This is a genomic window from Peribacillus sp. NPDC096448 (genome assembly GCF_044762675.1).
Classification (GTDB): Bacteria; Bacillota; Bacilli; order Bacillales; family DSM-1321; genus Peribacillus; species Peribacillus frigoritolerans_B.
In genome coordinates this window covers 12698-36371 of record NZ_JBIWEU010000012.1, presented here as the reverse complement: position 1 = coordinate 36371, position 23674 = coordinate 12698, and the positions used below count along the sequence as shown (strand labels likewise).

20 protein-coding genes and 1 pseudogene are annotated in these 23674 nt (G+C 39.9%); 16 read left to right on the top strand and 5 right to left on the bottom strand.

Translation table 11 applies throughout. From position 1 onward, the window contains the following. Nucleotides 1-53: 53 nt before the first annotated feature. From ACIQ0C_RS19540 to ACIQ0C_RS19520, 5 genes are all read left to right on the top strand, one after another. Nucleotides 54-4385 (top strand): endonuclease, encoded by a 4332-nt coding sequence (locus tag ACIQ0C_RS19540; protein ID WP_403062970.1) that lies wholly within the window; start codon nucleotides 54-56, stop codon nucleotides 4383-4385. Nucleotides 4386-4958: 573 nt separating this feature from the next. Beyond that, on the top strand, nucleotides 4959-5621 hold the full coding sequence (gene sdaAB / locus ACIQ0C_RS19535; protein WP_403062967.1) for an L-serine ammonia-lyase, iron-sulfur-dependent subunit beta: 663 nt from the start codon (nucleotides 4959-4961) through the stop codon (nucleotides 5619-5621). A 40-nt stretch (nucleotides 5622-5661) separates the two neighbouring features. Further along, nucleotides 5662-6537 carry an L-serine ammonia-lyase, iron-sulfur-dependent, subunit alpha gene (gene sdaAA / locus ACIQ0C_RS19530; RefSeq protein ID WP_053536547.1) on the top strand — a complete coding sequence of 292 codons (876 nt, stop codon included), beginning with the start codon at nucleotides 5662-5664 and terminating at the stop codon, nucleotides 6535-6537. 299 nt (nucleotides 6538-6836) lie between these two features. Then, on the top strand, nucleotides 6837-6983 hold the full coding sequence (locus ACIQ0C_RS19525) for a YuzK family famiily protein (protein WP_402840357.1): 147 nt from the start codon (nucleotides 6837-6839) through the stop codon (nucleotides 6981-6983). A 270-nt stretch (nucleotides 6984-7253) separates the two neighbouring features. Then, nucleotides 7254-7676: a DinB family protein gene (locus ACIQ0C_RS19520; RefSeq protein ID WP_403063269.1), complete on the top strand. Its 423-nt coding sequence runs from the start codon at nucleotides 7254-7256 to the stop codon at nucleotides 7674-7676. 234 nt (nucleotides 7677-7910) lie between these two features. Here ACIQ0C_RS19520 and brnQ read toward each other — a convergent pair whose 3' ends face one another. After that, entirely contained in the window at nucleotides 7911-9251 is a 1341-nt protein-coding gene (gene brnQ / locus ACIQ0C_RS19515) for a branched-chain amino acid transport system II carrier protein (protein WP_403062964.1), read from the bottom strand. A 788-nt stretch (nucleotides 9252-10039) separates the two neighbouring features. Here brnQ and ACIQ0C_RS19510 point away from each other — a divergent pair. The 8 genes from ACIQ0C_RS19510 (at nucleotide 10040) to ACIQ0C_RS19475 (ending at nucleotide 18270) form a co-directional block, all read left to right on the top strand. After that, complete coding sequence (locus tag ACIQ0C_RS19510) at nucleotides 10040-11140, top strand: GerAB/ArcD/ProY family transporter (protein WP_403062961.1); 1101 nt, start codon at nucleotides 10040-10042, stop codon at nucleotides 11138-11140. A gap of 611 nt (nucleotides 11141-11751) precedes the next feature. After that, nucleotides 11752-12063 carry a hypothetical protein gene (locus ACIQ0C_RS19505; protein WP_403062958.1) on the top strand — a complete coding sequence of 104 codons (312 nt, stop codon included), beginning with the start codon at nucleotides 11752-11754 and terminating at the stop codon, nucleotides 12061-12063. A gap of 217 nt (nucleotides 12064-12280) precedes the next feature. Then, complete coding sequence (gene speB / locus ACIQ0C_RS19500; protein WP_403062955.1) at nucleotides 12281-13219, top strand: agmatinase; 939 nt, start codon at nucleotides 12281-12283, stop codon at nucleotides 13217-13219. 56 nt (nucleotides 13220-13275) lie between these two features. Further along, the gene (locus tag ACIQ0C_RS19495) at nucleotides 13276-14643 is read left to right on the top strand and encodes an APC family permease (RefSeq protein ID WP_403062952.1); all 1368 of its coding nucleotides are present in this window, start codon (nucleotides 13276-13278) and stop codon (nucleotides 14641-14643) included. Nucleotides 14644-14686: 43 nt separating this feature from the next. Next, on the top strand, nucleotides 14687-16330 hold the full coding sequence (locus tag ACIQ0C_RS19490) for an amidohydrolase (RefSeq protein WP_403062949.1): 1644 nt from the start codon (nucleotides 14687-14689) through the stop codon (nucleotides 16328-16330). 112 nt (nucleotides 16331-16442) lie between these two features. After that, nucleotides 16443-17021, top strand: coding sequence for a TetR/AcrR family transcriptional regulator (locus tag ACIQ0C_RS19485; RefSeq protein WP_402840334.1), 579 nt, complete (start codon nucleotides 16443-16445; stop codon nucleotides 17019-17021). A gap of 485 nt (nucleotides 17022-17506) precedes the next feature. Beyond that, nucleotides 17507-17950, top strand: coding sequence for a cell wall hydrolase (locus tag ACIQ0C_RS19480; protein WP_402840331.1), 444 nt, complete (start codon nucleotides 17507-17509; stop codon nucleotides 17948-17950). A gap of 134 nt (nucleotides 17951-18084) precedes the next feature. Then, nucleotides 18085-18270 carry a hypothetical protein gene (locus ACIQ0C_RS19475; RefSeq protein ID WP_403062946.1) on the top strand — a complete coding sequence of 62 codons (186 nt, stop codon included), beginning with the start codon at nucleotides 18085-18087 and terminating at the stop codon, nucleotides 18268-18270. 123 nt (nucleotides 18271-18393) lie between these two features. On the opposite strand, the gene ACIQ0C_RS19470 is transcribed toward ACIQ0C_RS19475, so the two are convergent. Continuing rightward, nucleotides 18394-18756, bottom strand: a complete 363-nt coding sequence (locus tag ACIQ0C_RS19470; RefSeq protein ID WP_403062943.1) for a hypothetical protein — start codon at nucleotides 18754-18756, stop codon at nucleotides 18394-18396. Between the two features lie 270 nt (nucleotides 18757-19026). On the opposite strand from ACIQ0C_RS19470, the gene ACIQ0C_RS19465 reads away from it, so the two are divergent. Together ACIQ0C_RS19465 and ACIQ0C_RS19460 are read left to right on the top strand one after the other, a co-directional pair. After that, complete coding sequence (locus ACIQ0C_RS19465; RefSeq protein WP_403062940.1) at nucleotides 19027-20592, top strand: bifunctional metallophosphatase/5'-nucleotidase; 1566 nt, start codon at nucleotides 19027-19029, stop codon at nucleotides 20590-20592. Nucleotides 20593-20774: 182 nt separating this feature from the next. Beyond that, a complete protein-coding gene (locus ACIQ0C_RS19460; protein WP_402840319.1) occupies nucleotides 20775-21161 on the top strand; it encodes a DUF1259 domain-containing protein in 387 nt (128 codons plus the stop codon). A gap of 146 nt (nucleotides 21162-21307) precedes the next feature. Here ACIQ0C_RS19460 and ACIQ0C_RS19455 read toward each other — a convergent pair whose 3' ends face one another. Continuing rightward, entirely contained in the window at nucleotides 21308-21499 is a 192-nt protein-coding gene (locus tag ACIQ0C_RS19455; RefSeq protein WP_403062937.1) for a hypothetical protein, read from the bottom strand. Nucleotides 21500-21591: 92 nt separating this feature from the next. Further along, the gene (locus ACIQ0C_RS19450; protein ID WP_403062934.1) at nucleotides 21592-22539 is read right to left on the bottom strand and encodes an IS110 family RNA-guided transposase; all 948 of its coding nucleotides are present in this window, start codon (nucleotides 22537-22539) and stop codon (nucleotides 21592-21594) included. A gap of 503 nt (nucleotides 22540-23042) precedes the next feature. Between ACIQ0C_RS19450 and ACIQ0C_RS19445 the strand changes: the two are divergent. After that, a pseudogene (locus tag ACIQ0C_RS19445) lies at nucleotides 23043-23269 on the top strand (helix-turn-helix transcriptional regulator); the annotation flags it as partial. A gap of 140 nt (nucleotides 23270-23409) precedes the next feature. Here ACIQ0C_RS19445 and ACIQ0C_RS19440 read toward each other — a convergent pair. Next, complete coding sequence (locus tag ACIQ0C_RS19440) at nucleotides 23410-23547, bottom strand: hypothetical protein (RefSeq protein ID WP_402840313.1); 138 nt, start codon at nucleotides 23545-23547, stop codon at nucleotides 23410-23412. Nucleotides 23548-23674: the final 127 nt, after the last annotated feature.

The window sequence follows — 23674 nt, the reverse complement described above, 5'->3', positions numbered from 1 at the left end:
CGGTATTCAAATGATTGCTGGGCCTATGAAAAAAAGTTGGAGGGGTTGAGATCTTGAAGAAGAACGGGATAAGCAAGCTTTTCTTTGCCATACTAATCGTACTGTCAACGGTTCTGCCAAATGCAGCCGCTGCAAAAGCCGAAGGGACAATATCGGTAATGGAAGCGATTAATAATAACAGTGGAACGGCGACCGTGAAGGGATATATCGTCGGTACAGCTAAAAGCGGCACAAGCTATCAACAAACATCGCCTTTTACTGAAAGTACGAACATAGGAATTGCGGATAGTCCGGATGAAACGGATGTTAAGAAAATCATGCCCGTTCAGCTTCCAGCCGGAAATATCCGAACGGCTTTGAATTTGGTCGAACATCCGGAATTACTTAAAGTGCAGGTGACGATTACGGGGAAGCTGGAAAAGTACTTTTCAGTGCCCGGCCTGAAATCCGCAACGGATTACACGATCATCTCTGATGGGGGGACGACTCCTGAACAGCCTGATGTGAAGGTTCTGGACTCCATTGCCGAGGCGCGCATGAATACCGAAGATATAGTGCAGGTCGATGGGGTGGTCACCACGGGGCTTGGTTATTGGGGAGGCAAAGGCTTTTATATCCAAGATGAAACGGCTGGGCTATATGTTTATGGTTCTTCGTGGCCTGCGGAAGTAAAGCAAGGGGATAAGGTTACATTAATCGGACAAGTATCCGCTTATAATAAGGAATTGCAAATCCAACCAACTTCCCTTGAAGTGGTTTCTTCCGGAAATGGACTTCCTGAAATCCAAAAAATTGATGCTTCTGGGGTCAATGAGGAAACACAAGGTGAGCTGGTCACCATTGAAAAGGCAACCATTACAGAATTGGCGGCATCGGGAACATACGGAACATTCGAATTCAAGGCGGAAGATACTGAAGGGAAATCCGTCATCGTTCGCCATGATAACCGGACCGGTTCGAATTATGAAGATTTCGTGAAGAGCTTTAAAGCAGGGGATGTCATTTCCGTAACCGGAATCGGATCGAGGTTCAATGACACGTATCAGCTGAAGCCGCGTGGTATTGAAGATTATGAACTGGTAAACAAACCAGCCGTATACACGGATATTTTCCCTGGTACGGTTAGTGAAAATACAAAGGTATCACTTGAATCCGGTTGGGAAGAAGCGAAAATCCATTATACGCTGGATGGATCCACGCCGACGTCTTCAAGTGCTGTGTACACAGAACCTATCATTTTAACGAAAGATACGGTCATCAAGGCAATCGCTGTCAACGACAAGACATCGGAAGTTTTCACATTTGCCTATACCGTTAACAAAACCACTGAAGTGAAGATTCGTGACATTCAGGGGATGAATCATTTTTCATCCTATGAAACTCAACTCGTTTCAGGTGTGGAAGGAGTCGTCACTTATATAAAAGATGCGAATAACTTTTACATGCAAGATCCCAACCCGGATAAGGACTTAACGACTTCCGAGGGAATTCTTGTGTACAACAAAGCACATGGCCTGAAAGCGGGAGATCACGTCAAAGTGGCAGGTAAAGTCGCGGAGTGGTATATCGAAGGATACGCTGAAATGAAAACGACGGATCTGCCAACAACTGAATTATCCAATACGACGATTGAAAAGCTTGGCACTGCAGTGATGCCAGAACCGATCGTCATCGGAAAAGATGTCATTCCACCGTCTGAGAACATCGATGATGATAGATTGACAGACTTTAACCCAAGCGAAGACGGCATTGATTTCTATGAGAGTCTGGAAGGAATGCTCGTGCAAGTATATAACCCGAAAGTGGTTGCACCTCAAGACTATGGTGAATTAGTCGTGATTCCAGGGAATATGGAAACGACGACTGCAGCTGGAGGCGTCAAAATAACGGAAACGGATTTCAACCCTGAAAGAATTACCCTGGATATAAATGATGAATCATTTTCAGCGAAAACGGGTGATTTCTTTGAAGGCTCGGTTACGGGTGTAATCAGCTATGGATATAGCAACTATAGGGTAGTGACGGATAAAGCTCAGCTGCCCGCGTTAAAGGATGGCGGTACGGCTCGGGAAGTGACATCTTTAGAGAAGGATGCTGATAAGCTATCGATCGCTTCCTATAATATAGAGAATTTCTCCACTCAAACCGCTGATTCAAAAGTTGAAACGATCGCAACATCCATCATTACCAATCTTAAGCAACCCGATATCATCGGAGTAACGGAAATGCAGGATAATGATGGGGCAACGGATAGCGGGACAACGGATTCTGCTCAAAGTGCCAAGAAGTTAACCGACAAAATAAAAGAGCTGGGCGGACCGCAATATCAATACATCGATATCGCTCCAGAAGATAAACTTGATGGAGGTGCACCCGGCGGGAATATCCGTGTAGGCTTTTTGTATAATGTCGACCGTGTCAAATTGACTGAAGGAACAAAAGGGACGGCAACACAGTCCGTGGCCTTCAAAGATGGAAAACTTACCTTGAACCCTGGACGAATCGAGCCTGCCGATCCCGCCTTCACTTCAAGCAGGAAGCCTTTAGCCGCTCAATTCGAATTTAAAGGCGAAAGCGTAGTGGTGGTGGCCAATCATTTCAATTCCAAGGGCGGTGACCAGCCGTTATTCGGCAAAAACCAGCCTCCTGTCCTTTCAAGTGAAACGCAAAGGCTTCAAATTGCCTCTATCGTCAATCGGTTTGTCAGTGATATCAAGTCACAGGATGCCAAAGCGAATATCGTCTTGCTTGGAGACTTTAATGATTTTGAATTTTCGGCCCCGCTTAAAACATTAAAGGGCAAAGATTTAACCAATATGATCGAGAAAGTTCCTTTTGAAAAACGTTATTCATACACATATCAAGGAAATTCACAAGTACTGGACCATATCCTGGTATCGAATAATATGGCCGCATCCACAAAAGTCGATATTGTCCATATTAATTCATCCTTCATGGAAGTTCACGGAAGGGCTAGCGATCATGACCCTGTATTGATTTCAACCTCTTTATCTGAATCAGGTGGAGTTGAAACGCCTGCTCCAGAAAAAACGTATAATCTGACAAACGTTAAAACAAAAAAACTTACGATTGCTTCACCTAGTGTTTTGATCGATCTTGACGAAACATCCAACATCGAAGAAGGTATCTGGTTAAAAGGTTCATATGCTGTACTCAAAGGTCTTGGGCTGAAGAATGCTGCTGTGACGATAAAGCCGGATAAGGATGGTGCAATCATTGATTTTGGCGGCATGGCGGTGAAGGAAGTCATCATTGATAGCGCCAATGTAAAAGAAATCAGGGGCGCTGAAAATGTTCAGAAATGGTCGGTATCAGAAGGTGTCGACACATCGAATATCAAGTTTGTCAATTCCAAGGGGGAAGCGATTGCTTCCCCTTTCGACCCTAAAGAGAATCATGCGCCCGTCGTAACGAAAAAACTGGAAAATCTTGAAGTGAAAGCCGGTTCCAAGGTCACCATCGATTTGAGTGAGCACTTCTCGGATCCAGATGGAGATAAGCTGACCTTTTCGTCCACTATCGGTACAGTCACCGGCCAGACATTAACCCTTCCTGCAAATGCAGCTGGAACATACCTTGTCGCAGTCAAGGCCGAGGACCAGCAATCGGAAGCCGTTGCCCGTTTCACCTTGACCGTATCGAATGATAAGCCGCTTGAAGCTTATTACCAAACGGCGGCAGGAAAAACGGGAACGGAATTGAAAGCGGTTCTGCACTCGATAATTAAGGGCCATACGATGTTAACTTATGATCAAGTGTGGAATGCCCTTAAAGAAACGGATGAAGATCCGGTGAACGAACAGAATGTCATCTTGCTTTCCTCTGGAAAATCCATCTCGGAGAACGCGAATGGGGGCAATGCCGGACAATGGAACCGCGAACATGTCTGGGCAAAGTCCCACGGTGATTTTGGGACAAGCAAAGGTCCCGGGACAGACCTTCATCACCTTCGTCCCGCTGATGTGACAGTGAATGGCAAAAGGGGCCACCTTGATTTCGACGAGGGAGGTCAAACATATAGTGGATGTGAGTGTAAGTTTGATTCAGATTCATGGGAGCCGCCAGACCATGTTAAAGGCGATATAGCACGGATGCTATTTTACATGGCCGTCAGATATGAAGGTAACGGCGAGTTGGATCTTGAATTATCCGATACAGTCAATACGTATCCGAAGCCGCTTCATGGAAAGCTATCGACACTTTTGAAATGGAATGATCTCGATCCAGTCGACGATTTCGAGAACCATCGGAATGATGTCATTCATGACTGGCAAAATAATCGTAATCCATTCATCGACCATCCTGAATGGGCATCCGAAATTTGGGGTGCCGCTGAATCCATGGATGAAAAAAAGGCGAGTTAAATCGGAGATCGAAGGGAAAAGCAGCCTGATGGCTGCTTTCAGACTGTAGACAAACTCGATCTAAAATCGAGTTTGTCTACAGTTTTGTATGGTCCGCGAGCCTCCTCGGCTTGTGCCTGCGGGGTCTCCCTGGACTCGCTTTTCCCGTAGGAGTCTCGCACCCTCTTCTCCAATCAACTTTGTTATGGCTTTTAGTTAGTAACCACACCTGAGGAGTTGAAAGGTGTTGGTTTGGGAACATTATTTGATGAAAGAGGCGTTTTCCGACCTCCATTTTGTCTGTAAACTGAAAGTGGCCACCAGGCTGCTTTTTTCATGCTTTTCTGCAAATTTAATGGATCGAATGTTAATTATCTTAAGATACTGAAAAGTCAAACATTATTCCTGAGTTAAATAATAAAAATTTTGGTAGGTATGTTATGTAATTATATGTTAATATGGGATATGCAATGAAAGGGTTTTCATTGCAGGAATGATAAAAATATCTTAATATAGTGATTATGCCGCTTTTTATCTTCATTCACCCTTAAAAGACGGTTAAAAAATATATTGCCAGAAAAGGGGCATTACACGATGAAATACAGATCTGCATTCGATATAATCGGTCCCGTCATGATTGGACCTTCAAGTTCACATACAGCAGGAGCTGCCAGAATTGGCAGAGTAGCAAGGACATTATTCGGAAAGCAACCGAAGAAAGCCATTATTTCTTTATATGGTTCTTTTGCAAAAACATACAGGGGACACGGTACAGATGTTGCTGTCGTAGGCGGGATATTGGATTTCGATACGGATGATGAACGAATCCCTGCCTCTTTAACGATCGCGGAAGAAGCCGGTATGGAAGTTTCCTTTACAATCGAGGATACGGTGACGGATCATCCTAATACAGTAAAGATCAGACTGTTCGATGAAGATAAGGAATTGGAACTTGTCGGTATCTCGATTGGCGGCGGAACGATAGAAATAACGGAGCTGAATACGTTCAAGCTCAAATTGTCAGGGGAAAACCCAGCCATTTTAGTCGTCCATAACGATGTGTTTGGAATCATATCTTCCGTTTCGACAGTATTGGCGAATCATGAAATTAACATTGGACATATGGAAGTTTCTCGGAAAGAAAAAGGTCAAATGGCCCTCATGGTGATTGAAGTCGATCAGAAAATCCAGGGCGATGTCATGAAGGAAATTGAAGGATTGGAAAACGTGTCGCAAGTCATAAGGATGGTTGAATGATCATCATTAAAAGTGTTGGCATAGATATGGAGGTAAAAACATGTTCCGAAATGTAGCAGAGTTGGTTGAACTTGCTGAAAGTAAAAATGTAAAAATCGCGGAAATCATGATTTTACAAGAAATGGAGTTCTCAGGCCTGTCGAGAGAACAGATTATCGAAAAGATGGACAGGAATTTGACAGTGATGGAACAAGCGGTGGAAAGAGGTCTGAAAGGTGTGCAATCCGTGACAGGCCTAACGGGCGGAGATGCCGTTCTTTTGCAAAATTATATCAAGTCGGGCAAAGCACTGGCAGGTAATTTATTATTGGATGCCGTCAGTAAAGCGGTTGCGACGAACGAAGTGAATGCAGCCATGGGAATGATTTGTGCCACTCCGACTGCAGGATCCGCTGGCGTTGTGCCCGGTACATTATTTGCCGTGAAAGAAAAATTAAATCCGACCCGGGCAGAGATGATTGAATTTCTTTTCACTTCCGCTGCTTTTGGATTCGTGGTTGCCAACAATGCTTCCATTTCTGGTGCGGCTGGTGGCTGCCAAGCAGAAGTGGGCTCGGCAAGTGGAATGGCCGCAGCTGCGATAGTGGAACTTGCCGGCGGTACACCAAGCCAAGCTGCAGAAGCGATGGCGATCACTTTGAAAAATATGCTTGGATTGGTTTGTGACCCAGTGGCTGGATTGGTTGAAGTTCCTTGCGTGAAACGGAACGCAATGGGTGCATCCAACGCAATAACGGCAGCTGATATGGCACTTGCAGGCATTACGAGCCGCATTCCATGTGACGAAGTTATCGATGCCATGTATAAAATAGGCTTGACCATGCCAGTAGCACTTCGTGAAACGGCAGAAGGCGGTCTGGCTGCGACTCCTACTGGGCGAAAATTGGCAAAGGAAATTTTCGGTTCATATAAATAAACATTCAGTCCCATTAACATCAGGTTTGTTAATGGGATTTTTAATTTGTCTTAAAAATAAATAAGACAATTTTTATGTATGAAAAAAGGAAATTAGAGGAAGATGGAGGGATTTGGCGTTTTTGGAAACGGAGATAGAAACAGTTGGTGAAAAATCTGAATTATCAGTGAATATGGAGCCGTAGCAACTTTGTGAGTTATCACTTTCAATGATAAGATGAGTACGAAATTCACTATGGGAAGGATTGATTCTTCATTAATTTTCTCGAATTAACGTACACGTCGGCAATGGAAAAAGCGATGTTTCAGGCTCATGGAATCGGCTATGCACTATATGCTCAGCAACTGGAGCAACGCATGATGGTTGAACAAGAACGGGAACAGGATTATCTACAGGGCAGGCGTATATCAGAGGAGATGAGAGCCAATCTTTTTTTGGGGAGCTAATTTCGATCTACAATATCGATAACATAAGCGAAAAGCAGGACAAAAGGAGCAATCTAAAAGATTGCTCCTTTTGTCCTGCCCTAAAAGGCTCGCTATTAATTAGATTTTCCATTAAAAAGAAGGAAACAACACTTTTAAATAGAATGTACGTTCATGAAGAGGAGGATGATCTTGTTGGAGAGAAGAGCATTACTTGTATCTGCATTACCGGGATATGAAGCGGAAATTGGGCGGTGGCTATGGTGTTTGTAGGATGTTCGCCGTACGCTTATATCGGAATTGACTGGAATCAGCCAAAATATACTCGATTCGAAAATCGATGAAAGGCAAACGATTAGCTCAATGTTATATCACATAGCGCTGATAGAGGCAGATTGGTTATACGAAGAGGTCCTTGTTACGGAATGGGATCCGGAAATATCCGCGTTGTTTCCATTAGGGTGCCGAGCTGAAGATGGCTCCCTAAATCACATTGAAGGAGAAACATTAGAAGAACATTTCTACCGCCTCAATAAAGTACGTGAGGTATTTCTTTCGAACTTTCGCACAATGGACCAAACGGATTGGCGTAAACCGAGGGTACTTGAACAATATGACGTCACACCTGAATGGGTCGTTTACCATTTGATTGAACATGAATCACATCATCGAGGTCAGATTTTTCAATTACTGAAGAAATTACGTAATGAATGAGAAGCGGTGAGGAGGCTTGGCAGGCAGTCGGCGGAAAGGGTGCGGATTTCTGAAATCCAATGGAATGTTTAATAAATAAAGAACCTGTAGACAAACTTGCTTTTCTTTCAGTCTGGGAGCTGCCTTTATGGCAGCTTTTTGTATGTTGAGATACTGGATAGTTTTGATATTTATAATTCGGCCTACAGAAAATGAAAAAAGTCCAGGAAATATTCCTGGACCGAGTTTATATCATTAATCTATTTGGTGATTATGACCGAATTTCGACTTTAAGACGCTGCTGGCATACCCAATGAATCCTCCAACAATAGCGGGGATGACCCACCCTAGTCCTGCCTCGTACATAGGAAGTATTGTAGTGAAGAAATCATTGATGAATGAAATGTGTACACCTGCTCCATTTAATCCATCGAATAAACTGACGATGAAAGTTAAAAGTAAGCTGCCTTGATAAACTTCAGGTCTTCCTTTAAATAAAGAATGAAGAAATGTTAGGAAGATCAATACAATGGCTAATGGATAAATGGCTGTCATTACCGGTACAGAAATGGCAATTAATTGGGTTAGTCCAATATTGGCAATGATTGCACTGAATATCGATAAACTTATGGCAATCGTTTTGTAAGGCAGATTTGGAAATAGCTTATGGAAGTACGTCGAGCAAGAGGTAATGAGTCCCACGCTCGTTGTTATACAAGCTACTGTGATCATTAATCCCAATAATAGCCCACCATATGATCCAAAATAGTAATCCGAGACTTTCGCCAAGATAATGCCTCCATTATCCAAGCGTCCAAGTTCCTCGACGCTTGAAGCCCCCATGTAAGAGAGAGCTGTATAAATGGTAGCAAGGATGACGGCCGCAATGGCAGTCGCTTTTCCACAAACGATCATTATTTGTTTTTTTGTTTTGGCACCTTTTTCTTTGATGGCATTAATGATGATGATCCCAAAAACAAAAGATGCAAGAGTATCCATGGTTAAATACCCTTCTCTGAATCCATTGAAAAATGGTTGAACCATATAGTGTGCTGCAGGTGCTTGGAAATCCCCAATTGGATTAACGAAAGCGACTACAACCAGGATTCCAATGAACGTTAACTTGATGGGTGTTAAAACTTTCCCCACAATTTCGACAATTTTCGCAGGATTGAGCGAAAGAAGGCATGAAAGTGTAAAAAAGATGATGGTGAAAATAAGTAAAGGCAATGGACCAGGATCTTCAGGTAAAAAAGGTTTTACACCGATCTCATAAGAAACATTTCCTGTTCTAGGCATTGCGAATAATGGACCAATGGCTAAATAAAGAACGGTTGTGAATACAATACCAAAGACAGGATGGACGCGGCTCGCTAATGATTGTAAGTCATCTTTTCCAGAAAAACCGAGTGCCAGCACACCAAGTAACGGTAATCCTACTCCTGTGACCAAAAACCCTGCATTAGCTGACCAGATATTCATACCTGCCGATTGACCAAGCATTGGCGGGAAAATTAAATTCCCTGCCCCGAAGAAAAGGGCAAATAACATGAACCCAATCACTACTATAAATGAAGATGGTACCTTATTAGACAAAATAAACCCTCCGAGAAAACCAAAATTTGCTATTTTAGAAAATTATTAAATTTTCTAAAAATTATATAAGCACTAATACTAAGAACGTATCGTATTATAACTAAATTAAATTGATATTTCAATATATTTTTTGTTTTTTATTATTTCCTCTATGATCAGTGATTCGCCCTTATCTTATTTTGAACATCTATAAGCTGCTCATACTAATGAAATTTGAAATGTAAAGGAAATGAGGATGCGGAAAAAACTGCTTTGCATCGCGAACCAGTTTGAAATCACGATAAAGAGTGACGGTTTAGACGGTTGAATTAAATGGAATTTAAGTGGACAAATTAAGGCGGTGTTTTAGAAGGGGAGTATTTCTTGAAAAAATACTGGGTTTGTTCTATGAAAAACGGAAACAAAGCAAAAAGGATGTTTTATTACTAATTTTGATATTCGCGCTTCCTATATTTAATATGGTTGGGTATTTCACGGATATGGACTTATTTTGGTTATCTGGCATTGTATCAATTGCAATCATTATTCTTGCGGCATCCATATATTTTGAAGGAAAAAGAAACAGGTAAAATGATGGTTAAACTTCGTTTGAGGGGACGTTAAGCTAACTGTGGTTGGTGAATCACATTATTTCTGATTTTCCAAAATGCCGAGTGCGGCTTGCAATGGCAAAAAATAACTTGTAATCACAGGGATTGTATATTCCTCTTCTGTCAATAATGGTATGGATAAGAATTTCTGCCGTTTGTGTATAACTTACCGTTTTGTCGTGAAAGGAACTTATGAAAATGCTCGAGAAGGGTAAAATCGGAAGCCGTCAACTGATGATATTAGTGATTTTATATACGCTTGGAGATTCTATTTTAGTCATTCCCTCCGTCGTCGCTTCCGAAGCTGAACAAGATGGTTGGATTTCGGGCATTATAAGCGTGGCGATAGCTCCGTTATTGATTGTTTTTATATATGAAGCCTTAAGGAAATGCTATCCTGATTTAACGCTAGTGGAATACAGCCAAAAAATTCTGGGTAAGTGGCTGGGAATGGCAATTTCCCTTCTATTTATAAACTACTTTTTTATAACCACAGCGACTTACCTGAGTGAAATTGGGGATTTTATGGTAACTCATATTATGCCTGATACTCCAATTCAAGTGATCATGATTCTTTTTATGAGTGTCGTCCTCATGGCCGCGCGTCTTGGTTTGGAACCTTTGGCCCGAAGCGCGGAAATATTTTTCCCCTATGTTGTATTACTTGTATCAACATTGATAATTCTTCTGCTTCCCGAGATTAAATTTCAAAACCTGCAACCCGTATGGGAGGGAGGATTGAAACCGGTTATAAGGGGATCTATACCATTTATTGTTTTTCCGTTTATTGAACCGGTTGCGGTTCTAATGATCCTCCCATTCGTAAGTCAAAAAGACAGAATAAGAAAAAGCCTTTTTGTCGGTCAATTGTTGGCTGGAAGTGTTTTGATCATTATAACCATGTTTGCCATCCTTGTACTTGGTTCCGAGTCAACGGCAAGACAAAATTATCCAATCTATATGTTGGCTAAGAAAATAAATATCGCCGATTTCTTGACGCGGCTGGAGGCAATAATGGCCATAATATGGTTCATCACAATTTTTATTAGATTTAGTTTGTTTTTTTATGTGACCGTTTTAGGTCTGGCACAAACGTTAAAAATGCAAGATTATCGTCCTCTGGTTTTTCCGTTTGGTATCCTTTTGATTGCCTTTACATTGATTATGTCACCGAATACTGTTCATTATAGTAAATTCATTACAGAAATCTGGCCGTTTTATGCCATGACATTCGGGTTTCTGCTGCCATTGATATTACTAATAATCGCCAAGGTTCAGAAAAATGACCGTCGTAACTAAGGCGGGTCTATCAGTTAAGAAACTAGTGTAAAATTCCATTAGAAACTCAGGTGTCATTTTTTACTTTGTCTCAGTTTTTATGAGGGTTAATAGAACCCCTCGACCGTTGATATCCACTACAGGCACTCGCTTTCCGCGGGCGGTCGGCCCTCGGCGCTTTGCTCCGCAGGAGTCTCGCACCTTTCGTTCCAATCAACTTTGTTTTGAAATTTTAGGTAAAACCCTTTTGTCTACATTTTTATTAGGACTTGTACAAGTTAGACGCCGATTTCCACTACAGGCACTCGCTTTCCGCGGGCGGTCGGGGAGCCTCCTCGGCGCCTTGCGCCTGTGGGGTCTCCCCTCGACGCGCTTTTCCCGCAGGAGTCTCGCGCCTTTCGTTCCAATCAACTTTGTTTTGAAATTTTAGGTAAAACCCTTTTGCTACATTTTTATTAGGACTTTACAAGTTAGACGCCGATTTCCACTACAGGCACTCGCTTTCCGCGGGCGATCGGGGAGCCTCCTCGGCCCTTGCGCCTGTGGGGTCTCCCCTCGATGCGCTTTTCCCGCAGGAGTCTCGCGCCTTTCGTTCCAATCAACTTTGTTTTGAAATTTTAGGTAAAACCCTTTTGTCTACATTTTTATTAGGACTTGTACAAGTTAGACGCCGATATCCACTACAGGCACTCGCTTTCCGCGGGCGGTCGGCCCTCGGCACCGCTTTTCCCGCAGGAGGAGTCTTACACCTTCCGTTCCAATCAACTGTACTAGATGATCCTTCATGTTTTTTTACAGTAATCCTTAATGGATGGAGGAAATTTGCGACAGTCCTGCCGAAATACTGGCTAGTCGAGACCCCACAGACGCTTGCGTCGAGGAGGCTTGGCAGACAGTCGGCGGAAAGGGAGCGTATTTCCGGAATCACTGGAACGTTTTTTTAGTATTATGAACTAGACAAATCGACGTTGAAAAATAGTTTGACTTTTTTAACAACTATGTATATATTTGGTTTAATACTAACTACCGTTAGTTAATATAGTGCGAAAAGTAGGTGTTAGAAATAAAAAGTAATCTATTGAAGTATAGGTTGTAAGCGATTACACTTTGTGTTTGTAAATTTATGAAAAGATTTTTATATGAAACCAGGAGTTGATACTTATGAAATATCCACTTACACCAGATGTTAAGCCAGAGTTTTGTACAACAGGAACTTTTATGCGTTTACCTTCTCAAAAGCATGATGCAAAGCTTGCCATTGTAGGTATGCCTTTTGATACAGCAGCCTCTTTTCGGGTGGGGGCCAGGTTTGCTCCTCAAGCCATTCGCCAAGCATCCATGACCCTGTTTCCATATCATCCGATTCATAATGTATATCCTTTTGAACAAATGAATGCCATTGATATTGGCGATATCCCTGTTATTCCCCATAATATTCATCGAAGCTATGAATTAATGAAGGAATCCATGCATGAATTGATGGCCAAAGGGGTCATACCGATTGGATTAGGGGGAGATCATTCTGTTACTTTAGCTAGTTTACGCGCTGCGGCAAAGGTATATGGCCCTGTAGCCATGATTCATTTTGATTCCCATACAGATACCTGGGATACATATTATGAGGAAAAATATTGGCATGGATCTCCTTTCATTCGTGCACACGAAGAAGGTCTGCTGCAGACAGATAAAGTATTTCAAATAGGAATCCGCGGCACGCTAAACCACTCTGGTGATTTACAGGCAAGTCTTGATTTAGGTTATCGTCTGATTACAACGGGTGAACTTTCCAATCGTGGATTTGAAGATGTTTTGAAAGAGATCAGGAAAACGATTGGTAACACCCCCTGTTTCTTGACATTTGATATAGATTTCGTTGATCCTTCTTTTGCCCCAGGAACGGGTACGCCTGAAATAGGAGGTTTTAGCAGCTTTGAAACATTAAAAATGATACGTTCCCTAACTGATTTTAACTTTATAGGGTATGACGTGGTTGAAGTGCTGCCTTCATATGATCCAAGCCAAATCACTTCACTTTTAGCTGCAACACTTGTGCATGAATTTGCCAGCCTTGCAGCATTAAGTGCCAAAGAAAATCATTAATAATCACTTTAACTTAAAAACAGCCATTATATTTAATAAAGGAGGCAGCTCTTTGGATGAAAGGATTACCCGAGCTTAAGCGTTCACTGAATACCAGATATGTAATTGTATTTGGACTTTCCTTTATGGCTCCTGTAACAGTCTTTAGCACATATGGCATCGCTATTGATCGTACCCATGGAATGGTTCCGACAGCATACATAATCGCTTTGATTGTCATGCTATTCACTTCATATAGTTACGCAAAAATGGTTCAGGTATATCCCACTACCGGTTCAGCTTATACCTTTGTGCAGAAAGGAATTAATTCACACCTTGGTTTTCTGGTAGGATGGGTCATTTTATTGGATTATCTTTTCAGTCCTATGATCAGCGCTTTACTTTTTGGAATTATGGTGAATGCTTACTTTCCTGGTATTCCTATCATTGCAGTTATCATTTCTTTTATTATTGCAGTGACAACTATTAATATTTTTGGGATTAAGGTTGCTGCAAATGTGAATACCTTTTTGGTGATATTTCAATTTCTTTTTATCATTATCTTCAGCCTGCTTTGCATAAATGGACTTTTAGCAGGAAAAGGTACCGGGGAGTTGTTTTCTAAGGATCCTTTTTTTAGTCCTGACGTGAATATTAATAATCTGCTCTCGATCGTACCTCTATTATGTTTTAGTTTTCTTGGGTTTGATGCGGTTACTACATTAGCTGAAGAAACCAAAAGTCCCCAAAAAACACTTCCTAAAGCTATTTATGCTACGACATTGATTGGAGGGGTATTATTTATTGCATCCACCTATTTTGCACAATCGATTTTCCCGGATTTCAATGCTTTTAAGAACCCTGATACAGTTATAGTCGATATCATGATTTATACCGGGGGTAATTTTCTGAATAGTTTGTTCATTTCGGTCGTAGTGACATCTGCTACTGCTTCCGCGATAGCTTCAGGAGGAAGCGGAGCCAGGATTTTATATGCAATGGGGAGGGATAATGTTCTGCCTAAGAGGATATTCGGATACGTTTCTCCAAAATTTCAAACGCCGATATTCAATATCCTGATCATTGCTTGTGTTGCAATGAGCGCCGTATTTTTGGATATCGCAACGGCTACTTCTTTCATTAATTTTGGAGCACTGTTTGCTTTTACATTCGTTAATCTTTCTGTGCTTATCCATTATTTTGTGAGGCAGAAGCAGAGATCTCCTAAAAGTATCATTTTATATTTCCTTCTTCCCTTAATAGGCACGGGCATAACCATATTGTTTATGACAAAGTTGGATATCCATTCTTTAGTATTAGGGATTACTTGGATGGCAGTAGGGTTCATTTACTTATTGTACTTAACAAAAATGTTTAAGGAACGTCCTCCTGAACTGAATTTTGCAGAGCAAACAGAAGAATTCGATGTAAAACTATTTCAATGATAAGTTACTGTTTTATTATTTTGAATGAAAAGAGGTAAACTCCATGGCTAATAAAAAAGCAGATATCGTTCTTTCCAGTGATGCTATTTTCACAGGGCTTACACATGAGCCGACGTCTGGTGCAATTGCTATCTTAGGTGACAAAATTATGAGTGTAGGATCAAAAGCGGAGATTGATCCTTTTATAGGAAGTGGGACAAAAGTATTTAACTATGGAAATCAATTGATCATGCCTGGATTTCACGATTTTCATCTCCACATTATGTTTAGTGCACTAAGTTTAAATAGTATTAATTTATTTGAAGCCAGGTCAGCTCAAGAAGTAGCTGAAAAAGTACTGGAATTTTCTAAAGATTGTCCTGAGGAAGAATGGATCTTAGGCATGCAATGGGACGCAGGTTATTGGCATGATAAACAAGAGCCCCATTATAAAATACTTGACGCTGTCATCCCAGATCGTCCTGTGGTTCTTTTTCATGCTGAAGGTCATTATACATGGGTGAACAGTAAGGCCATGGACTTAGCAGGTGTTACTGAGGATATACGTGATCCTGATTTTGGTCGCTATGAAAGAGATAAGAATGGTTTACTTACTGGAATTTTATATGAAGAAGCCCAGCAAATCGTTTTAAAAGAGGCATTACGGTTAACACAAAATAAAAAAGAAACGATATTAAAAGAGTTTTTAAGATTATTATCACAATATGGAATTACTTCTGTAAACGATTTGTTTGCTCCAATAGATGACTTCCTTCAAGACTATGACCTTTTTGAGAAATTGGATAAGCAAGGAGGATTAACGACTAGATTTCATATCACTCCTGAATTGGATGGCAATTTGGACAAAGCTCAAATACTGAGAAATAAATATGAATCAAAGAAACTGCAATTCTCAGGATTAAAGCAATTCGTTGATGGAACAGTCACGGGTCATACCGCTTACTTCCTGAAACCTTACTCCGATCAAGTGGATATCTGCGGTCATCCAGCTCTAGATCCAGAAGTATTAATCGATCGAGTTGTTAAAGCGGATGAACTTGGATTTAGAATCAGGTTTCACGCTATTGGAGATGCGGCAATTCGTTTAGCTTTAGACGCTTTTGAAGAAGCTGTACGCAAGAATGGAAAAAGAGACTCAAGGCATACAATAGAGCATATTGAAGTAATCGATCAGGATGACATTGAACGTTTTTCAAAACTGGGGGTCATTGTCTCTATGCAACCTGATCACATGGCTGCTTCATCAAGAGAGGTATATTCTTCAATAATAGGTCCTGAAAGGGAAAAAAATGTTTTCCTGACGAAGTCGCTTTTAAATTCAGGTGCATCTTTAGCTTTAGGAACAGACTTTCCGGTTTCCATCTCATTAAATCCAATGCGGCAAATATATACTGCCATTACAAGAGTTGATAGTAGCGGAGATCCAAAAAACACATGGCATCCTGAACAAAAGCTCACTTTGGCAGAGGCATTGCAAGCATATACATATGGCTCAGCCTATGGATGTTTCAGGGAGCACGAGCTAGGCACAATAGAAGAGGGGAAACTTGCTGATCTTGTGGTTTTAGACAGAAATCTCTTTGATATTCCAGAAAGCGAAGTGCTTAATACTAAAGTGGAACTTACAATAAACGATGGGAAAGTTGTGTATAAAAGCGAAGAAACTTCTTTATCGAGCATACTCTAATTCTTATCTTTTAGAGAAAAAGGATTATTTCCAAGGCGCCAAATATTTAGTTTAAAAAAGGAAATGAGTTTATAATGAAATTAACTAACGTTTGATAGTTTGGGGGCTCATTATGACAAAAAATGAAATTAAAAACATTTCCTTAACACTTTTTACAAAGTACGGATACGAGGGAACTGCTTTATCGGAAATTGCCAAGAGGGTAGGTATACAAAAACCCTCAATTTATAACCATTTCAAAAATAAGGATGACCTTTTCTTGTGCCTGTTTGAAGAAATCCTGGAAGAGCATATACAACAGGTCGAACAATTTGTCGAAGAGATAAATACACTCTCTTCTGAAGAAAAGTTAAAGCACATCCTTCTTGATACTTGTAACTATTATAAAAACCATGAAGATAAAGCAACATTTTTAAAGAGGGCAATGATCTTTCCGCCGGAGCATTTGAAGCACATCTTGAATGAAAGTTTCCTTAGATCCGAAGAATCATTTTCCGCTATCTTACATGATATCTTTGTCGAAGGAATTGATAAAAAAGAAATACGCCAAGGGAAAATCGAGAATTTAATCATGTCCTATTTCTGTTTGATTGATGGGATATTCATGGAATTTTCTTATTATGGTAAAGAGAATATGGAACCTAGAATTCAGAATATATGGGAAAATTTTTGGTATGGACTAAGTGGATGATACATTCATACAGTTCATACTCTAAAAACCAGATCTCCACTCCAGGCACTCGCTTTCCGCGGGAGTCTCGAATACCCGATCCAATCAACTGTACTGGATTATCTTTTGGTTTTTTACAGTAATCCTTAATGGATGGAAGAAATTTGATACCGATCATGTTTTTAAAATATTGAAAAATAAAAGCTATGTGAATATAAGTTTTCACATAGCTTTAGCGTTAACTATTTTTCTGGGGTGGATGGCATTGCTTCAGTGGTCAGGGTTCGGCTCGCTGTTCAAAGATTTTTTTGCTAAACATGACAAGTCATTTCGGTTAATCATGTGTTTGTTATTGATTTACTCTGCCGGTACGATTTTTCTGTGATTACTAAATTAAAGGAAGATCTGATCTGTCTTTAGGTTCTTATTAACAGTAAGCATTCTTATTTTATAAACAACGACATTAGTGCAGGCTGTTTTTCATATGATATATTTGGGGTGAAAAAATGCCAAGAGTAAGTTACCGAAGTTCAGATGTTGACTTAATGGCGAGGATGATGAGAGCTGAAGCTGAAGGTGAAGGACTACAAGGAATGTTGTATGTTGGAAATGTAATTGTTAACCGTCTTAAAGCAAATTGTTTGGACTTTAAGGATCTAAGAACCATTCGACAAGTCATTTTTCAAATACAAGGAGGAAATTATTCTTTTGAAGCTGTTCAAAAAGGTAATGTATTTTATCAAAGAGCGAGAACTGCTGAAAAAAGATTAGCAAAACAGAATTTGGATTATTGGAGAGAACACCCAGGGAAATATGCGCTTTGGTATTTTAATCCATATGCTCCATGCCCACCGACTTGGTACGATCAACCTTTTGCTGGTCAATTTAAAAATCATTGTTATTATGAACCAAAACCTGGAACATGTGAAAGTGTTTATACCGGCGGTTAGGAGGTCTGGGGGCCATTCTTTCATTTCAAGGAGCTGATCGGCAGCTCCTTTTTTTATGCAACAATCGGGCACTTCAACAAGGTTTTTTTGGTAAAATAAAGGAAGTGATGGATTGTGGTTTGGGAGGATTTTTAGTGAAGGCTATTATATTTTATATTGTTGGGTTATTCATGCTCTATATAGTTATTGAAACAGCAGTAAGAAAAGGAATTAACAATTCAAATATTGGTCAACTTCTTGAAAAAAAGTATGGAGGTAAAGAAGATAAAAAGTCTTTTCTTGATGATGATTTGGATAATGAAAATAAAACGGATTATTAAAATAAGGGAGGTTGCTGCGGCAACCTTTTTTTAGAGGGGAAGTTAATTTAGGCATTCTTTTTTTAGCAAAATCAACAATACATCAATTTAGCTTCCTCAAACGGGTGCCAGTTTGTCGAATTGTTATTCAGCATCTTTCCGAGGGTGACGAAAATCAGCGTAGTAGACCTTTCGCTTTTCTGGTTCGGATTCAATATTTTCGATGAATGCCGTTTTGGCTTTCTCCAGTAACAGGCCCTTTAATTTCCGAAGCTTTATTGGTCCCACTCCTGGCACCTTATCAGGTATATGTACTTCGAAATCCCCCTGCCGTTTATAAAAGCGAATGCTAGCAAGCCCTGTTCTTTCGACTTTCCCCAAGGTATATGTAAATTCAAATCGCTGCTGAATGAATGAAGATAACTCAGGCAGCCCTAAACCTTCATAGAGGGGAGGGAATTCATGATAAACTGGAGGTTCTTTGAACGATATTGAAGAAATCTTCAAATGGATACTCCTCCTTTGGTGGAATAAAGACAAGCATGCGTTGCCTATATTATTGTGCTATGGGCCAATTTTTTAAACATCCTTACAGCTATTCAAAATCTTAACAGATCTCTAAATGTTAAGCCGCATGAGTATTTTTAAAAAGAAATGCATGTACTGGGTTAATTTAATAATTATTATATAAAATATAACAAAAAATCACGGTCCCTTTATACGGATATAAAATTCAAGAGTTATTCTTGATTTACATCCAGAGGGAGGGATCGGAAGTTGTCAAAATTTCAGGCCATAACTTCTTTGTTGATCTTGGTATTTATCATCATTTTCGTAACTTATAAAATCACAGCATTCTCATCCAATCATTCCACATCCAACCGCTACATTCAACTACAATTATTAGGCGTTAATGATTTTCACGGCCAACTAAACAAATATCAAATGGTTTCAGGAACCATGGCAGGCGGTGCTGAATACTTGGCTGCCTATTTAAAAAAATATAAACAAGAAAACCCAAATACACTACTTGTTCATGCTGGTGATATGGTAGGAGGAAGTCCTCCAATCTCTTCTCAATTTCAAGACGAACCCACGATTGAATTTTTAAACCTCCTGCACTTTGATGTCGGGACACCTGGAAATCATGAATTGGACGAAGGCGTAAATGAAATGAAACGTCTTATTCATGGGGGATTCAATAAAAAAACAGGTTATTTTCAAGGTTCCAATACTTCTTACAGTTCTGCAAATATCATCGACAGAAAGTCGGGTATTCCCTTGTTACCACCGTATGTTATTAAACAAATTGACGGAATTAATATTGGATTTATCGGTGTGGTCACAAAAGAGACCAACATGTATGTGTCCCCTGAAAATCGAAAAGAAGTGGAAATTACGGATGAAGTTTCAGCTATTAACCGAACCGTTAAGCATTTAAAGGAAAAAGGGATCAAAGTGATTGTTGTACTGGCACATGATTCAGCTAAATCAGATAAGGCAGGAGCAATTTCCAGTGGAGCCTTAGTGGAGATGGCTCCAAAAATCGATGATGAGGTCGATGTCATTTTTGCGGGTCACAGCCATGAATATGCCAATACCGTTGCAGCCGGTAAACTGATCGTTCAAGCTTATTCTAATGGGAAAGCCTTTTCTCAAGTAAATCTTGAAATTGACCCACATTCAAAAATTATTGTTAAGAAACAAGCAAGGATAATTGTCACTTCACATCATCATCTAAAACCGGATGAAGAAACGGTTGCTCTTCTAGATAGATATAGAAAAAGATTGGGAAGCAATTTTAATCAGGTAATAGGGGAAATGCCGGAAGAAATCAGACGAATTCAAGATGCAAACGGTGAATCCCCATTAGCGAAAATGATTGCAGAATCTGAGCGGGAAGCCATGGGGGTAGATATAGCTTTTGTCCATCAAGGCGAAATGCGGAAAGGTTTAAAAAAAGGGGAAATCACTGTAGAAGACCTCTATACAAACGTACCTATGGGTCATAATGTCAGTAAGTTAATTTTAACAGGAGACCAGATAAAATTTGCTTTAGAACAGCAGTGGACGAAAGATTATGAAAATAGGTTACAAACGGTTGGCTTAACGTATGACTGGGAACCCAAAGCTCCAATTGGCAGCCGCGTTGTTGAGCTGAAAGACATGAAGGGTCAAGAGATTCAGCCAAACAACGAATATGAAGTAGCGGTTAGTAATTATTTAGCTTCAGGCGGTGATAACTTCACTGCATTTGAACAAGGTAGACTCGTAGAATCCGGTCCACAAGTTGTCACTGCACTTATACGCCATATCCAACAGAAGTATCCTCCCCATTCATAGAAAGAATGAAGGAGAAACATAACAGGTGCGTTTCTGTAATAAGCAGGAACGCTTTTTCACTAACGTAAGCAGGATAGTTTGAATGAGCTATAAAAAATTTTTCATTATTCATATGTCAAATATCCGTTTCGGATCTATTCATTAGTTCATATCCTATTAATACTAGGGAGGAGATGAATAGATTGGCATCTAATGATGAATTAATTTGTCAAAAATTTGCTAGGATTATCGGCGGCCAAGAAGGATTTGCGGGTGGCAAATGTGTGGCAACCATAAATAGAAATGAAATAAAAGTGAAAATTTTAGGAAAACGTTTTAGAGTAACCTCTTCTTTCTCATTTGAATCCAGAGATAATCAGACTGGACGAGCATTGTGCCTAGGCAGGGTAGCACTCTTGCAAAAAGAAGTCGAGAATTTCGTTGCTTCCATTCTTAAACAAGGAATAATAGTTTCATCCATACACAATGAATGGCTTTTCGATAATCCGAATTTGGTTTACGTTAATATCGAAGCTGTTGATGATCCATTAGTTTTTGCAAGGAAAGTCAGAAAAGCATTAAGGAACTAACGGATTTCCCACTAATGGGAAACCGGAGCTGTCTTTAAGGCAGCTTTTTTGTATGAAAACATATTAGTAAAAAAGCCATGCTAAAAAAACCCTCCATATTCTTATTTTTTTCGAAGGGCGTAAATGTACTATTTCATTTTAACTGGTTATGCAGTTTGTTGTTTAGATGGAGCAATTGAATAGCCTTTCTTTTTTAGGTATTCAATCATTTTTAATTCTTTATTATTTTGTTTTTCTTCAAGGTAATTTGAGCCTAGTTCATGATAGGGTTCTCGTGTTTTTAAGATGTTGTAAGCAATCGTCAATAGTAAATGAGCAGAAGCAATTCGTCCTTTCATTTTTCCCTGCCGTTTGGTAATCCTTTTTCGATGTGAAGCAATTCGATTATTTTGCCTTGATGTCGCTAATACACACTCTACGGCCATCGTTTTCAAAGCTTTGTTACCTTGAGTGGTTTTACTCGTTTTTTTTTACCAGCACTTTCGTAATTTCCGGGACTCACACCAGCCCAAGAGGCAAGATGTTTAGCCGACTTAAATACGGACATATCCACGCCCATCTCTGCAATAAAAGTAGCTGCGGCAGCTTTGTTCACACCAGGTATACCATCCAATAATTCTATTTCCTTATGATATGGGGACAGGAGTTGATCAATTTGTTTTTCCAATTCTTCTATGGCTTTTTCTAAATAACCCATATGCTCCCAATGGTAACGCAACATATCACGATGATGACGGCGAATACGACCATTAATTGCATTGGCAATGTCAGTAATACTTGCTTTTGTTCGCCAATCTACCATTTTTCGAAGACCATCGGTCTCTATTTTTTCACCGTTTAGAATCGCTTCAAGGATACGGCGTCCCGATACTCCAAAAATGTCTGATAGAACGGATGTTAGCTTGATATTAGCATCTTGAAGAATTTTGTGAATGCGATTCTGCTCAGATGTGCGATGATGAATCAATTTTTTTCGATAACGAGTAAGATCACGTAAATCACGAATATCCTCTGGTGGTACAAAATTGTTTTCAATAAGTCCGCATCTTAGAAGCTTGGCAAGCCATTCAGCATCTTTCACATCAGTTTTACGCCCTGGAACATTTTTGACATGCCTGGCATTGGCAAGAACAAGGTGAAAAGATCCTTCGAGTATATTCCATATTGGTTTCCAGTAGACTCCGGTACTTTCCATCACAACATCGGATACCTGAAGGGTAGCGAGCCAATCACTTAAAGCCAACAGTCCCGTTGTTGTAGTTGAAAAAGTTTCAATAGAGGTTTTTGGCTTTTTATCTAATGGACCGAATAAAACGCAGGCTACTACTGTTTCTTGGTGTACATCTAGGCCAGCACACCGTTCAATCATTGCTTCCATAGGAGAATCACCTCAAAAAAGATTAACAATACATATGACAGGAGTTTTGTAGCAAAAATTTTTGTATACGTACTAGCAGTACACTAAATGGTTCTTCCATACTGTCACAACCAGTTTCTTATACAGGGTATCTTCCTTAAGATCCACCAAAAAAAGTTCAGCCTGGTTGTATTGTTATCATCCATTATCGTCAAGGGGTTAATGGGTTAGACTCTATTTTGAGTTTAGATTTTCGTAGTAGATGGTGGCGGCGAGGAGCGCCGCCATAGGAGTTTCTTATGCAACTACCACCCCACCCCCAATCTTAGGGTAAGGAAACGATTCTGGATTTCAGGGGCCACTATGGAAAACAAAACCAAAAATCAAGAAATAAGATGTTTAATGTTAATAAAATTGTTCCAGAAAAGGGCCATTTTCTGGAATAAGCGATTGCATGATTGATAGTAATGTCGGGCAAATAATATCTAATCTGTATTAAAGTACGAATTGACAGGGAGTAAACCATGGATTGGCACTACATTGAAAACAGTCTGGATGAGGAAATAGACTGCAAAGAAATTGCAAAAGTAGCTAATTGCTCTGAGTTTCATTTTTCAAGATGTTTTCTTCAATTTCTGGTGTATCGCTTTCAGAATATATTAGACGAAGGCGATTAACACTTGCAGCATTTGAGATACAAAAAGGTGATATTCGAATCATCGATGTGGCAATTGAATACGGACATGAAGCAAGAACATGCTATAAGCATATGGCCGGAAAATTAAGCACTGGGTGTGGTGGGTTGACAGTTTCGTTCATATCAGTTGCATAAGACCTATTGTAGAGTTGACACAAACTGTGCAATAAGTTAAAAGAATAAAAAAAAAGACCTTATTCAGGTCTCAATGATTGGGATTGATTTAAAAATTCTCTAATTTCATCAAATGATATACCTAAATCTCGTGCCTGCAATATCATTTCAGCCAATTCCTTATCTAAGCCTTTTTCGACAAATAATGAAATTAACATGTTCGCTCTGCTAATTTTAGGTACTCCAAATTTTGGGGACATAATGGACACGTTTCGAAAACAAATATGATTCCTCGGTTAAACTAGATTAGAAAGGATAATGTTTTTTGGTACTTAATTACGAGTA